This is a genomic window from Chitinophaga sp. W2I13, from assembly GCF_050434005.1.
Lineage (GTDB): Bacteria > Bacteroidota > Bacteroidia > Chitinophagales > Chitinophagaceae > Chitinophaga.
Genome location: NZ_JBNPWD010000001.1, coordinates 6,996,074 through 7,011,358 on the forward strand (window position 1 = coordinate 6,996,074; position 15,285 = coordinate 7,011,358).

9 protein-coding genes are annotated in these 15,285 nt (G+C 48.3%); all 9 read right to left on the reverse strand.

The window, feature by feature from the left end; all coding sequences use genetic code 11:
- Nucleotides 1-137: 137 nt before the first annotated feature.
- The 9 genes from QFZ48_RS28705 to QFZ48_RS28745 all read right to left on the reverse strand — a co-directional run bounded on the left by QFZ48_RS28705 (nucleotide 138) and on the right by QFZ48_RS28745 (nucleotide 15,124).
- Nucleotides 138-2,393, reverse strand: coding sequence for a GH92 family glycosyl hydrolase (locus tag QFZ48_RS28705; RefSeq protein ID WP_429047439.1), 2,256 nt, complete (start codon nucleotides 2,391-2,393; stop codon nucleotides 138-140).
- Between the two features lie 115 nt (nucleotides 2,394-2,508).
- Entirely contained in the window at nucleotides 2,509-4,035 is a 1,527-nt protein-coding gene (locus tag QFZ48_RS28710) for a RagB/SusD family nutrient uptake outer membrane protein (protein WP_429047438.1), read from the reverse strand.
- 49 nt (nucleotides 4,036-4,084) lie between these two features.
- Nucleotides 4,085-7,075 carry a SusC/RagA family TonB-linked outer membrane protein gene (locus QFZ48_RS28715; protein WP_429064887.1) on the reverse strand — a complete coding sequence of 997 codons (2,991 nt, stop codon included), beginning with the start codon at nucleotides 7,073-7,075 and terminating at the stop codon, nucleotides 4,085-4,087.
- Nucleotides 7,076-7,211: 136 nt separating this feature from the next.
- The gene (locus QFZ48_RS28720) at nucleotides 7,212-9,065 is read right to left on the reverse strand and encodes a carbamoyltransferase family protein (RefSeq protein ID WP_429064889.1); all 1,854 of its coding nucleotides are present in this window, start codon (nucleotides 9,063-9,065) and stop codon (nucleotides 7,212-7,214) included.
- Nucleotides 9,066-9,070: 5 nt separating this feature from the next.
- On the reverse strand, nucleotides 9,071-9,220 hold the full coding sequence (locus QFZ48_RS28725; RefSeq protein WP_429064891.1) for a DUF5989 family protein: 150 nt from the start codon (nucleotides 9,218-9,220) through the stop codon (nucleotides 9,071-9,073).
- A 21-nt stretch (nucleotides 9,221-9,241) separates the two neighbouring features.
- Nucleotides 9,242-9,631: an SxtJ family membrane protein gene (locus tag QFZ48_RS28730; protein ID WP_429047435.1), complete on the reverse strand. Its 390-nt coding sequence runs from the start codon at nucleotides 9,629-9,631 to the stop codon at nucleotides 9,242-9,244.
- Between the two features lie 2 nt (nucleotides 9,632-9,633).
- On the reverse strand, nucleotides 9,634-11,688 hold the full coding sequence (locus QFZ48_RS28735) for a hypothetical protein (protein WP_429064893.1): 2,055 nt from the start codon (nucleotides 11,686-11,688) through the stop codon (nucleotides 9,634-9,636).
- A 421-nt stretch (nucleotides 11,689-12,109) separates the two neighbouring features.
- Nucleotides 12,110-14,662: a hypothetical protein gene (locus QFZ48_RS28740; RefSeq protein ID WP_429064894.1), complete on the reverse strand. Its 2,553-nt coding sequence runs from the start codon at nucleotides 14,660-14,662 to the stop codon at nucleotides 12,110-12,112.
- Nucleotides 14,663-14,827: 165 nt separating this feature from the next.
- Nucleotides 14,828-15,124, reverse strand: a complete 297-nt coding sequence (locus QFZ48_RS28745) for a hypothetical protein (RefSeq protein WP_429064896.1) — start codon at nucleotides 15,122-15,124, stop codon at nucleotides 14,828-14,830.
- Nucleotides 15,125-15,285 lie beyond the last annotated feature (161 nt).

The following is a 15,285-nucleotide window of genomic DNA, read 5'->3' on the forward strand; positions in this document are numbered from 1 at the left end:
GCGAAGATAATAAGGCGCCGCCGGTTTACAGCCAAGATATCAGCATAAAAAAAGACCGCCTCATTAAGAGACGGCCTTTCTTTTGTCTTCATCATTGTTACCGGTTCACCAAAACCAGTAAACTTCTTAGCGCCTAATTACTGTACGCCCCAGCTTTTGTTAGGCTTCGGGCCCATGAACAGCTCCAGCGTTCCGCCATCAGTTAACTGCTGATGTGTAAACGTAGGTTTGTTCAAAGGTTTGCCGTTGAACTTTGCCTGTTGAATATATTTATTTACCACGGAGCTGTTGTGCGCCACTACGGTAAACTGTTTCTTGTTGGGCAATGCGATGCTTATATTTTCAAACACGGGGCTGCCAATGGTATATTCCGGGATACCGGGTGTTACCGGGTAAAAGCCCATGGAGGAAAATACGACGAAGGCCGACATTCCGCCGCCGTCTTCATCACCGGGAATACCAAAGATGTTATCCTTAAACCAGGTATCGAGCAGGAAACGGATACGCTGCTGCGTTTTCCAAGGAGCGCCGGTGTAGTTGTACAGGTACGGAATATGAAAGCTTGGTTCATTACCCATGGAGTATTGTCCTACAAGACCGGTGGCATCCGGGAACTTACTCCAGAAAGCGTAACGCGACATATCCAGCGGTTCACGGAACAACTGATCCAGTCTTTTTTCAAACGCATCTTTCCCACCCATCAGGCTGATGAGGCCGGGGATATCCTGTTGTACCTGCCAGAGGTAGGTCCAGCCGTTATTTTCGTCGTAGAAATCGCGACCACCAATACCGCCGTCATACTTTACGTTGATATCGATCCATTCCCCGTTACCATCTTTCGGCAGGAAAAATTGTTTATCGGCGTTCCATAGATTTTTATAATTCTTCGCTCTTGGTGCAAACAAACGCTGGTCATCTTTCTTATTCAAATCACCAGCCAGCTCGGACAATGCCCAGTCGTCGTAGCTGCCGCCTAAGGTAACGGCTACTGCCTGTCTTTTTTCAAAAGGATGCACCGCTGGCTCGGTTTCTTTTTCGCCGATGCGCAATGCAGGGAAATAACCTTTGTTGTGATACACGTCGTCGAGCGCTGTTTTAGGACCATTGCGCCACGGAAGCATAGTAGCGTCCGTCGCATTTTTCCGCATGCCCTCATAGGCTTTCCCAATATCAAAATTTTTCAACCCTTTCCGGTGTGCGTCCAGCATTACTACGGAAGAATGGAACCCGTTCATGCAGGCGTGATCGCCAAACAACACGGGGAAGGTAGGCAGCCAGCCACTTTGCTCGTACATGTGTACAAACGATTGCAGCATGTCTTCTTCCTTTGCAGGATCCAGGATCATTCTCAGCGGATGCAGTGCCAGGTAGGTGTCCCAGGTCCAGTCATCTACATAAAAAGGACGGTTGTCTTTGTGGATCTGTTTATCATAACCACTGTAATACTGCCCGTCTTCTGTAATATCCACTGCTCTTTCATAGCAACGGTATAAGGCCGTATAAAAAGAACGTTGTTGCGCCAGCGTACCACCTTTTACCTTCACCTGGTTCATGACATCTGCCCAGGCTTTTTTTCCACTGGCGGCTACGGCGTCAAAATCTTTCTTACTGATTTCTTCTTCATAACTTTTCTTTGCCTGTTCTGCGCTGATGTAACTGATAGCGTATTTGAAAGTAACTTCCTTTATAGCGGCAGGGAAACTGATAAATGCTTTGATTCCTTTACCAGCAATATTTTTATTGTTGCTCAACTGTCCCTGTTCCGCTACACCGGGTGTACCGGCTTCACTGAAAACACCGTACAGGTATACTTTTACATAGCCGTTATAAGTTTCCATGCCGGTCATTACCTTATTGGGCAGGAAGGTGTAAGCAGCCTCCCCATCGTTATAGGTACCAAACAACAGCGATTTTTCTTTACCGGCAGGAAAACGGAAACGGTAGTAGCCTGCTTTTTTACCGGCAGTAAATTCCACGTTTACTTCTTCATCCAGCAGCCAGGTAGAATAGTACCAGGGCCGGTTGGTTTCCAGGTTATGGTCGTAAGCCATCCGGGTTTGCCAGTCATTTTCCGACAGCTTGCCAGTGGCGGGTTTCAAGGAAAACACCTGCCCGAGCCGGTGTGATACCACGTTCAATGGAAAGTCGGAGATCTGGTCATCCATAAAGTCTTTCCGCTGCGGTGTAAACCGGATCAGCTGGTTCGGCAACTGCACGGTGGGCCGGGTAGGCTCCAGCAGCTGACCTACGTTTCCTATGGTTGGGTCAATCAGGTCGATGGATGGCTTTACGCCGGGGATAGTATCATACACCGCTGCATGCGCGCGGCCGGATAAGCATACAAAAGGTGTCAGCAACAGAAGGCTGTACAGCTTCCAGTTTGTTTTTTTCATTCACTAAAATTTATGCGCTGGGAGAATTCCTCATTGGCTACAGAACGAATTAACAAAATAGTTTAATCATGCACAAGGCATGATTAAACTATTTATAGGCCAAATCAAAAAGTGTTTAGTATGTCGGGTTTTGTGTCCATCCCGGGCTCAGGTTCAGATCTCTGAACGGGATCGGAGCAATATACTTAGGACCCGGGTTGGCAACCGCAGCAGGATTCAACGGGAGATCCTTGAACTCATTCGGATCGCGGCGCGCAATTACTTTTGGCAGCAACTGCAAGCGAACGATATCGAACCAGCGTTGTCCGAATTCCCCGGCAAATTCATATTTGCGTTCATTGACTACTGAATCACGGAAAGCCACTGCCGTTAAACCTTTTACGATGTTGGGCAAACCGGCGCGCCGTCTCACCCTGTTCAGCGCTTCATAGGCTTCATCAGAAACGGTGTTGGCAGCCATGGCAGAAGCTTCCGCGTAGGTGAGCAATGTTTCTGCAAAGCGAACGATATCAGTGGTTTTATTGGTACTGGCGTTAAAGCTCACCACCTGTGTAGGCGTTTCAACGATACCATCACCTGCGCCATAACGGAATTTGTTATAGTAAGGATGGTGGGTAGCCGTTCTCGGATCATCCCATTTTACTACACCGATTTTATTGCTTTTGATTTGTGTGTGGAATGTTTGATCGGTACGTTTACAAACCGGTGCATCCTTAAAGTAGTTGATTTCAGGAAAGAAATCATCCCATCCACCTTCATCATCAGGAATACAGGTAGCGCCAAAGGAACGGTTAGGCAACTGGCCGCCTACATTGTATTGCAGTCCGAATACCGATTCAATATTATTATTGGTTTTGAATACATCGAGGTAGTCGGGCATCAGGTCGTATTTCCCGGCGTCCATTACGGCTTTCGCCTCCGTGGCAGCCAGCGCGTAATTGGAATTTTGGTTAACAGGCCAGCCTGCCATAGTGAGGTATACGTTTGCCAGCACGGCTCTTGCCGACAATGCGCCGGGTCTGCCTACGTCTGCGCCGGTCCATTTATCGGGCAGCATGTCAGCCGCCTTTTTCAGATCGGCGATGATCAGTTCGTATACTTTTGCAGGTTCTTCCCTGGCCGGTGTTACAGTAATATCTGCCGGACCGGTAACAATAGGCAATGCACCAAATGTTCTTACGAGGTAGAAATAACACAGTCCCCGGAGGAAGTATGCCTGTCCGCCGGCATACGTGCGTTGCTGAATCGCTTCATTGGTGGTGGCGGTTACTTTTTCAAAATTGGCAATCACGTTGTTTGCCTGATAAATGGTATTCCACGGGCCTTCCCACTCGGCTCTCATACTGGAGTTGGTGGTGGTACCCTGGAGCCGGTCAAATTCCCGCGAGTCTGCTTTGTTGGAAGCAGGGTGCGTGGTTAAATCATCGGAGCCGAAGTAACTGGTCATTTTACTGGTGAAACCCCATGCACCATCTACGGCGAGCGCCCTGAAAGCAGAGGTTACAGCGCCATCCAGTTCATTTTGTGTATTGAAATAATTGCCGGGAGTGAGTGTTGCTCTTGGATCTTCCGTCAGCTTCACGCAGGATGATGCACCGATCATTGCTGCCATCGCTAAAGGGAGGAAATATTTTTTGTTCATAATAGTAATTTTTTAGAAAAACAGAATCCTTACTTATACGCTATGTCAATTATAAACCAAGTCTTACACCAATCGTATAGGTTTTGGGGTTAGGTATCGTACCTGTTTCCAAACCTTGTGTAATGGCATTGGTGGCGTTGGTTACTTCCGGATCGTAGCCAGGGTAGTTGGTGATGGTCCAGATATTCTGGGCGCTGATATAAACATCCAGGCTGCGTGCATGTATCCTGTTCAACAGTGATGCTGGAATGGTATAAGTGAGGGAAATATTTTTCAGTTTGATATAGCTGGCATCGTATACATAACGGCTGCTTTTAATTTCGTTCTGGTTACCATAGACGGGAACGTCTGTCTGTTTTTCAGGCGTCCACATATCGAGGAGTTGCGCGTTGGTGGCATCGCGTGCATCTCCCAGTCCGCCCATTGTATAGGCCTGGGTAAAGGAATACATCTGGTTGCCGTGCGTGCCCTGGAACATAACGTTCAGGCTCCAGTTCTTGTAAGAGAAATCATTGATGAAACCGAAGTAATATTTAGGCATACCATTACCAATCGTAGTAAGATCGCCGCCGGAAAGTTTATGATCGCCATCGAGGTCAGCATATTTTGTATCTCCGGGCTTCTTGCCGTATGTAGCGGCTTCTGTCTTTTCTTCATTTTTCCAGGTGCCCAGGTATTTATAACCATAGAAGGTACCCAGCGGTTCCCCTACTTTGATGATGGATACGCCTTGTTGTGCAGAGCCGATACCATTTACAATGATATTGTCCTGACCTCCCAGATCCAATACTTCGTTCCTGTTGAAGGAGATATTGAAGTTGCTGGTCCACTTGAAGTCTTTTCCAACAACCGGCATACCGCCTACGCTGAATTCCAGGCCGGTATTCCTTACGCTGCCGATATTACGCTGAAAGCTTCCGCCGCCATAGTAAAAAGGGTTATCGGTGGCATACAGCAGGTCGGATACTTTTTTATTATATGCATCCGCGGTGAAGGTTAAGCGGCCACGCCAGAATTCCATGTCCAATCCTACATCATAGGTAGCGTTCTTTTCCCACTGAAGCGTAGTGGCTACCGGTGTTCCCAGCGGGGTATTTACGCTTGAAGTAGTACCATCGAAGTAGTAAGGCAGGGCCGTACCGATCTGGGCAATGGTAGAATAGGCAGGTACTGCCTGGTTACCCGTTTGCCCGTAGCTGGCGCGGAGTTTCAATCCGGTTATCACTTTGGACTCTGCCATAAATCCTTCTTTGTCTACAGCCCATCCCAATGCAACTGCGGGGAAAGTGGAGTACTTCTCTACCAGGTGGGACGATCCATCTGTACGAACAGAAACGGTTAACAAGTATTTATCTTTAAAGGCATAGTTTACCCTTCCCATATAAGAGATGAGCGCATCTGCCCAGTAACCGCTGCTGGTCGACTGGGTTTTACCTAATCCCAGGTTCCAGTAGCCGAGGCTGTAGGTAGATAATTTATTAGCCTGCGCAATGGTGTTTGTATTGGTTTTGGAAGCCTGTTCCACGAGCGCGGTGACCGTGAGGGAATGATTCCCGAAGCGGTTGTTATAGGTCAGGAAATTGGAGTTCTGCCAGCTCCTGTACCGGCTATTCTCCATTTTCGCATAGTCGTTACCGTTAAACGCTTCGTTTGTTCCCGGAGGAAAAACGGATTGCGTTTGCTGGTTCTGCAGCTCATAGCTGTTATTGGAAGTAAAGGTAAGGTGATCGATGATACGATAGGTGAAAACGCCGGTAGCAGTCAGGTTAGACGTTTTTCCATCCACCGAACGGCTCATGATATTTTGTACCGGGTTTTTAGCGAGGGATGCGAAATTAGACTGGCTGAGATAATCACCAGCCGCATTTCTTACCGGGCTGGTAGGATCCCACATACTGGACTGCGAGAACGGATCAACGATATCACCGGAGAAATCCGTGTTGTGTGATTCCGGCAACAAACCTGTAATATTTACTTTCAGGTCCATTTTGCTGTTCAGCTTCACATCCACATTCGCGCGCAGCGTATTTCTTTTATAGCCGGAGTTGATCAGCAAACCTGGCTGATCCAGGTGGTTGTAAGAGAAATAATACTTTACATTTTCAGAACCACCGGACACGCCTACCTGGTAGTTTTGTGTCAATGGCTTGCGGGTCAGTTCATCCTGCCAGTCGGTGCCACCGGGATTTTTCTGCAGTTCTGCGAGTTGCGCATCGGTAAACGGATGGCCCGTTCCGGCAACATCGCCTTTTTTATTTACCTGCTGCGCAAATTCGTAGGCGTTCATCAGGTTTAGTTTCTTTGGCAAAGAAGCTTTGCTTATCCAGGCGCTTGCATCCACGCGGGGTTTTCCTGATTTACCGGTTTTGGTAGTTACCATTACCACGCCGTTAGATCCGCGGGAACCGTAGATGGCGGTAGCGGAAGCATCCTTCAGGATTTCCATGCTTTCAATATCGCCGGGAGCGATGGACTCCAGGTTGCCGCCAATGTAACCATCAATGACGTATAACGGGTCGTTACTGCCGGTGATGGAACTGGCCCCGCGGATCCTTACACTGATGCCTTTACCCGGCTGACCACTGTTGCTTTGCACCGTTACGCCGGAAGTAGTTCCCTGTAAAGCCTGTTCTACTCTTACTAAAGGACGTTTGGCAATTTCCACGGCTTTCACCGAACTGGTAGCGCCGGTTACGTCGCTTTTCTTCTGTGTGCCATACCCGACTACTATGATATCATTGAGGGATCTGGCATCCGTTTTTAAAGTGACGGACAAGTCGCCGCCGGTTACCGTCACCTCCTGTGAAAGGTAGCCGATATAGGAAATCACCAGTACCGGGGAAGCGGTTTCGCCGGTAGCAATCTGGAATTCGCCCTGTGCATTGGTGGGGCTTGAGATGTTGGTACCTTTTACTCTAACGGTTGCTCCGGGTAGTGGTTGGCCGGTTTCATCCAGCACTTTACCCTTTGTCAACTGCTTTTGTGCATAGGCCTGCAGCAGGCCCGATGCGAGGAGCATCAGCAATAGTAATCTTTTCATAACGCGAACGATATTTCGATTGATAAGAGAATAATGAATGCAAGTAAGCGCCGGCGGCCTAACAGCAGCGCTAATAATGAACTAACAGCCGTATTAATGCTGTATTTTTTTTAATTTTCTTTTTAAGAAGAAGCTATTAATCCCTTTCAAAGGATTTGAACAACTCCGGCGGCAACGCTGGTTGCTGGCGGCGATCAAAAATATAATTCCCCATTACCAGGTAATCCATTTCTGTTCGCATAAAAGCCAGCCACGCATCTTCCGGCGTGTTTACTACCGGCTCTCCCCTTATATTAAAAGAGGTATTGATCAACACACTGCAACCCGTTAGTTCTTTAAAACAATTAATAAGTTGCCATAACTTTGGATGAAGCGTACGATGTACGGTTTGTATCCTGGCGGAATGATCGAGGTGTGTCACCGCAGGGATGGTGGAGCGTTGCAGATGCAGCCGCTCATAAATGGAGGCGGGGGCATCTGCTGGTGTATTTGTGCGCAGCGCATCTTTTAATGTGGTGGTAAATAACATATAGGGAGAAGCAGTGGCGTCATTAAAATAGTGGTGCGCATCTTCTGCCAGTACTGCGGGTGCAAAGGGGCGGAAGCTCTCACGGAATTTTATTTTCGTGTTGAGTTGCTGCTGCATGGCCGCCTGCCGTGGATCGGCGAGGATGCTCCGGTTGCCGAGTGCGCGGGGACCAAACTCCATCCGGTCGTGGTACCAGCCCACTACTTTTCCGCCGGCCAGGTGGGCGCTCACTTCCTGCGTGAGTGCGACGAAGTCCGGCTGATGAACAGCCACCGCTGCATAGCGGGCCAGCAGCTTCCGGATATCGGCGTCGCCATAAGCGGGGCCGAGAAATGCGCCCTGCATGCCATCATCTCCCGGGAAAAAAACACGCGCCTGCTCCATACCAATATGATAGGCGACGTATGCAGCGCCCAGCGCGCCGCCGGCATCACCGGCAGCAGGCTGTATCCAGATATCCTCAAAAATACCGGCGGCTTTTATTTTATGATTGGCCACACAATTAAGCGCTACACCGCCTGCCATCACCAGGTGATTGCTGCCCGTAATGGCTTTCGCCGTGCGTGCCAGCGTCACTACAATTTCTTCGGTAACCTGCTGAATAGCCAGCGCCAGGTTCATGTGCGCCTGCGTGATAGCTGACTCCGGCTCCCGGCGGGGAAAACCAAACAAGGCTTCCCATAGTGGCGTAGCCGTCATTTTCAGCCCGGTGGCAAATTCAAAATAATCCATGTTCAGCAGGATGGAACCATCGTTTCGTATATCCACCAACGTTGCCAGGATCTTTTCCCGGAAGGCAATGGTTTGCGGGGTATCAGCCAGTCCGTAGGGCGACAGCCCCATTAATTTATATTCGCCGCTGTTTACTTTAAAGCCCAGGAAATAAGTGAATGCAGCATATAATAAGCCGGGTGAATGCGGAAATCGCAGTTCCCTTAAAATTTTGATATCGTTACCGGCGCCATAACAAATGGTAGTGGTAGCCCACTCCCCTACGCCATCCACCGTAAGAATGGCCGCCGACTCAAAAGGCGACGGGTAAAAAGCGCTGGCAGCATGAGATAAATGATGTTCTGGGAAATACAGTGGCACTTTTATCGTAGCTCCCAATGTGCGGAACTGGTGGCGGAGCATTTTCTTCATAAACACTTTCTCCTTCATCCACACCGGCATAGCGGTGATGAAGCTGCGCCAGCCACGTGGTACAAAAGCGTGATACGTTTCCAGCAACCGTTCAAATTTCAGCAGCGGTTTGTCATAAAATGCCACCGCCGTTAGCTCATCAAAGGAGATACCCGCTTCAGACAATACATATTTAATGGCCTGCGCCGGGAAAGCAGCATCCTGCTTAATGCGCGTAAAACGTTCTTCCTGTGCGGCCGCAACAATGCGCCCATCGATGATCAGCGCAGCTGCACTGTCATGATAAAATGCCGATATACCCAGGATAATTTTCCTCAAAGCCGTTAAAATATGGCATAAATAAAAGGCGCCAGCGCGGAAGCACTGGTCAGGGCTACCAGCGATGCCAATAACAACAGCACGATGATCAGCGGAAGCAGCCAGAATTTTTTACGGGTTCTTAAAAAATAGAACAGTTCATGCAGAAATTCCATGACGTGAAAATGATGATCGTTTTAAAATGTGTGCAGTAAATCTTCTTTCGTATATACATGATTACGTGTAACCATCACCGATCCTTTCTCCTTCTTAAACCCGCGTAGCTGTAAAGTATCTTTGCCCCGCCACTTCCGCCATAAGCCCACAGGTACTACTACCAGTATAAAAACAAGGGTCAGGAGTATGCGAATGTTTACTTCTCCCAAAACTTTTCCGATGCCCAACCAGATCACCGCCAGCGGATAAAAAAGCCGGGGCGCCAGCAATGTGATGAGCAACAGCAGCAAGGCAATGGTTACCAGCCTGAAATCACGGAAATACAGGGCCGCCGCCAGTAGCGCCGCCACAGCCACCTGGCCGGATTCTATACATTGCTGCAACGTAATATGGGTGAACCGTTTCCACATGGCTATACTTTTTTGAGTTGACTTTGCATGGTGAGTGCATCCCGGTTGCCTGGCGAGACTTGCAATACTTTTTCTACATACAGCACGGCGCCCTCTTTATTGCCCATCCGGTAGTACAGTCCCGCAATCTGGTTAAGCAAACCTATATTTGCCGGCTCCCTCGCCGCCTTTGTTTGCAGCTCCAGGACCTGCAACAGGCAATCTTTTACGGGCAACAGGTTTAAGCGCCGTTCGTTATGATCGATGGCATAATTCAGGTAAGGCAATGCTCCGGTGGCGTTATCCTGTTTCAGGTAAAGCACAAAAAGCGTCCTGGCCACCTCAAAGGAAGGCGACATGTCAAATACTTTTTTAAAGTAGAAGATGGCTTCCGCAGTATGATCCAGCTTACCATAGTAATTACCGGCTTCCTCGTAGTATCCCGCTTCGGTAGGATGCTCCTGTACCCATGCCGCCACAATGGTAGCGGCGTTTGCAAAATCGCCGTTTTGATTGTAGGCATTATAAAGCTGTTGCAGCGCCGCGGCCCAGGATGTTTTCCTGAAAGCAACTTCATAAGCAAGCTGTTCTTCTGCACTGGCAATCAGCATAGTATCGTCAACATGCGTTTTACTAAACGGCCAGCTTCTTTTAAGATTAGCGATCTTATAAGCGCCGGATAAGCTGTCGATAACCGTAATGGGCATGGTTTGCTGCAACCGGGCAAAGCTCATTTCCGTTTCCGGCAACGGCTTGAAAAGTCCCTGTGCTTTCATGGTATTATAAAACACATCCGACAGGAGCGCATAGCCTTTCAGGTTAGGATGTACATGTTCGAGGATCAGCTCATTACCGATAATACGGCCGGCACTCGCAGCTTCAAAAGCCGCATTGGCATCTACCAGGTGCGCGTTCTTATATTTGCTGCATAGCTCCAGCATCACTTTATTCAGTTTGGATGGCCCCCGGAAACGAAGGGCATCGAGGTCCCTGGCTTTGTCGAAATACGTTTTGGCAGCGGCGCTATCGCCGTTGTGCTGGGTCAGCAGTCCCAGGTAATAGTTGCAGCCGGCATGCGCCTGGTAGCTGTTTTCCGCGGCCATGAAATATTGCAGGGCTGCAGCGGAATCCCCATTGGCCATCGCCCCCTCACCCTGTAGGTATGCGGTGTTGAAGCCCGGGTACTTTATGCTGTCGGGTGGCATACTAACAAATGGGAACAGGTCTTTTTCAGCAGACACCAGGTTGCTGATGAACACCGGAACATTTGCCTGGTCCAGCATGTGCAGGGTATTATCCATGTTGGCCGTGAACTGGGCAATGCCTCTTTCGTACATCGCTGATCCAAAAGGGATCTGTTGTGCTGCCACCATCATTTCCATGCGGGTTTTGCCGGCGCCATCCGGGCTGGCCGGTGTTAGCCTGGAAATTTTATGGAGCGCGTTGGCCATGAGCTGGGTAATCCGGAACTCCCGGAGCTTCAGCACCAGGTGGATCAGGAAAGGGTTGCCGGCAATTTTGTCGGTGCTGCCGGTGCCCAGGCAGCCATAATACTCATTATGCCCGGTATAAATAAGTACCGCATCCGGCTGATACGGCAATAATTCTTTTGTAAAACCCTCTACTGTATAGGAATTAACGCCCGTTAGTGAAAGATTAATGATTTCGAGGCGTTTCTCCGGGCAGGAATGCATGAGGCGGTATTGCAGCCAACGGTGAAAGGAGCCATTATGAAAATAGGGATACCCGATCGTAGTGGACTCACCTAATACAAAAATGCGGAGGGTACCTGTGTCTTTTACTTTCTTAAATAATTCACTATTGCCTTTGGTAGCGATTTCCGTATTGGAAAAATATTTCAGGGAAGCTGCGGGGTTGAGTTGGTAGTAATTGCTGTTTTGCGGAGAGGTAATAAAAAGCGCCAGGTTGTGGCCGTAATTAAATAACCGCAATCCCCCTTCCACTCCACCGATAATTAAAAAAGGAAAAAGAATGCTGATGATTTTAATCACCAGCATCCTTTTTTTTCGTAATAAAACGGCCTGAGTGCCATAGTCGTGGAACCTTGTCTTATTCATTTCAATGCAATTTATACGGCGGGCCTTAACGGCAGCACTAATAATGCACTAACGCGGGATAAAAGCGGAAGGATTGATGCGGATTTTGTCTTTCTCACTGATTACGCTGATTATACTGATTTTTAGGATTTGATCACGTTGGGATTTTAAAGGATTTTGGGAGATATAAGCGGAGATATTGGCGCAGATCGCCTTCGGCGATTTTAAATTGACTTGGTGCAGGATTAGGTTGATTAACGCCGATTACGCTGATTTGATAATGTTTTGATTTTAACGATAATAATAACAATAATCAGGAAAACAGAAGCCAATATATCCGCTTATATCTCCCAAAATCCTTTAAAATCCCAACGTGATCAAATCCTAAAAATCAGTATAATCAGCGTAATCAGTGAGAAAGACAAAATCCGCTCTAATCCCGCTACCCTGAGTAGTCCGTGAACGACTGCGGGAACTCTTCCCCATACATGTGGAGATATTCCTTCGCGAACTTGTTGAAGGCCGTTTTGGCGAGGGAATGGCGCCCCAGCGATACGAGGCTGCTGCACTTCATGCGAAGGGCTTCTTCATTCACGGGGTCGAAGAGGAAGATGCGGTCCGCGATTTCAATGAGGAGTTCCGGATCTGATTTGAACTGGTTGGCGGCCTCTGTGAGGATGTCGAGGGTTATGCCGGAGATTTCGGACTGGATATCTTCCAGCCAGGTGTAGTTGGTGTCGGGCAGGAAAGAGCCACGATGGAGGATCTTCAACAGATCCCTTACATGTTGTTCCTGCAGTGGACGGGGCGAGTGCAGCAGTTGCTGGAACCCGGCCAGGTCCATGTCGATATCGGCGGTGGAGTATTGGAGGCTCCAGCGGTCAGCTTCTTTTACGAAGGCACAGGCGCCCAGCTTGTCGAGTATAGCTTTAAGCTTTACCATATTCACAGAGCGGTTGTTCTGTGCTTCCTTGCTGGACTTATCGCGCCAGAGGGTGGCATAGAGCCGGTCGGATGAGATACCTTTTCCTGAACGGATGGTATTGATGGCTATCAGCAGGAATAATTCTTTGAGCAGCGGCGTGAAGAATTTGGTAACGTCCTGCCCTTCTTTGTCCAGTACTTCAAACGGACCAAAAAAGTAGATGTTTCCTTTTTTTTCAGCAATGATTTCTTCCGGTGCCGTTTCATCTGTAACCGTTTCGGGTATTACCACGGGCAGCGGAGGAAGCGGTGTTGCAGTTGCTGGTACCGGCGGCACAACAACTGAAGGTGGTGGCATGATCTTTCTGCGGCGGCGCAGGAATAAGAACAGCCCGGCGGCGACTACGGGAATGAGCAGCAGCGGGTACCAGGCGAAAAATTCCGGGAGACCGGATTTATCTGCCACTACCGCGTCGGGCGGGAACTCCAGCGTATACACCTTTACTTCCGTGATATTGTCTTTAGAAGTATAAAGTGTTACGGCGACCAGCTTTTTACTGTCGCGGCAGTAATAGAGATCTGCGAATGATTTGATATCATGAAAAGAGTAAGGGATGGTATTGGCCAGTGGCTTCAACCGTGGTGCTTTCAGCGAGCCTTCCACGAGCTGCAGGCTGGTATTAAATTTATCGTCGGGGAAGATGAGGGCATAATAATTCTGGGTATTGGGATCGATCACCAGACTGTTGGCAAAGCAGAACTGCACAGGAGGTTCTTCCAGCTGGAACACTTTATGAAAGGAGTGATCTTTCACGTGGAAGGCCATGAGATCGTAGTAATGGCGGGGGTTTACTACCTGGTTCCCGCTGTTGCTGCCGTAGCCGCCCAGGATATAAGCGGTATCTCCATTGCTGGTAGCGCCGGTGGCGGCGAGATACCGGGGAATGAGCCTTTCGCCGGCAGTGGGTACGGAGTCCCACTTCTTATTGGCAAAATGATATCGCTGTACGGTATTTTTATATTGCATTTGTCCGTATCCGCAGAGGATATAAAGGGAAGTATCCCGTTGGGAGACAAATTTATTGGCTTGCCAGTAAACGGTAAGCAGGTCTGGTGTGTAGCTGATATCCCATTTCCGGTTGAGGGAATCATAAGACCCTGCTTTTTTTTGGTCTATATAAAAGTTAAAGAGCTTATGGAGAAATGGGTTGAACACCGACTGGTTCCCCGGCATGAGGCTATCGAGGCGTTGCGCCAGGCGGATACCGTGTTGCTGCTCATTTTTAAACGAAATATTGTATAGTGAATCGGAAGATACAATATAGAGCACTTCTTTCTCCCGGTCGAAAGCCACACTGGGGGTACCATTAATTTCCCAGCTCTGGAGCAGGCTCCAGTTGCGGTGTTTGGGACCTATCCAGTTGGCATTGCGGATCTCGGCAGTTTTACCTTCCTGCAGGTCGGTGGCGTTACTGCCATCGTTTTCGGAGAGCGGCCAGTTGTACCTGGTTTGGGCGCCTTCTTTCACCACTATATTACGGAGGTTCATGGGTGGAATATCCACTGTTTGAAAACCTTCGTAGGTATTGGCGCCAAAGAACACGCGGGTACATGCCGGGTTGCCTAGCTTTGCAGGACCTTTGGCGATAAATTTATCATTGACCGAAATAGCGGCTTCATTACGCCCGAGGTCGAGGTGAATAGTGATATGCGTCCACCCGCCGAAGAGGGCGGCTGAATCAATGGCAAATGCACGTGAAAAGCTTTCGCCTATGAGGAAGTTAAAGGTTCTTTCTTTCTGGTTATATACCAGGTCTATGTTCTGGTTGTTGGCGGCGATGATCCTTAATACGTATCCGAAATAAGTTTCTTTATAAGGAAGGAAGTTCAGATCGAATGATATTTCCCCGTTCTTTTTGAAACACAGCGGACCGGATGAAGTTAAGTTCAGCGTTGTTCTCCTTTCCTGCACCACTTCATGACTGGAAAAGCGTAATCCGTAGGACTGCGCATAACCAGCATTTGTAATCAGATAAACAGATAAAAATAGTAAAAGGATAAATTTCCGCATACTCCGCTAAAAAACTAAAATAACTGATTGTCTAATATTTGTTGATCTAACGCCACGCGGAATATACAAATAATAAACAAATTAGTGCTTTTTTATAGCCTAATAATCAATGACAAATGTAAAATGTACACGCTAAATTGGCAATCGGTAACCGTCAGTTGCCGGTTATTTTAAATACTGGGTAACTAATTGTTCCCATTCTTCTTCCTGTGTACCAGAAGGCCTGGTGGTGCCTGCCCGGCGGTACCAATAGTCAGCATTTGCCTGATCTCCTTCTACCCTGTGCAGGTAAGCATGTACCCTTGCAGCATCCGGTCCCGGCAGATCGTCTACCAGGTCGTGCGCCTTTTTCCAGTTACCTTTCCCTTCGTACCAAAGGGATTCAAGATATATGTCGACATATTTCGGTGGGTGCGTCTCCTGTAAAGATTGCTTAAATTCGTTCAGATCCATCTTTTCCATTTACCAGCTTGAATAATGTGGGTCTCAAATATACGGAAGCACAAAGCAAAATGACAACTTCCTCTTCCAATCTGATATTAAATTAGCCAATATTCCCTGATCCTCAAAACGATGTGGTTATTTCCTTTCATCCATTTTTAAGGAAATAAAATATAATATTC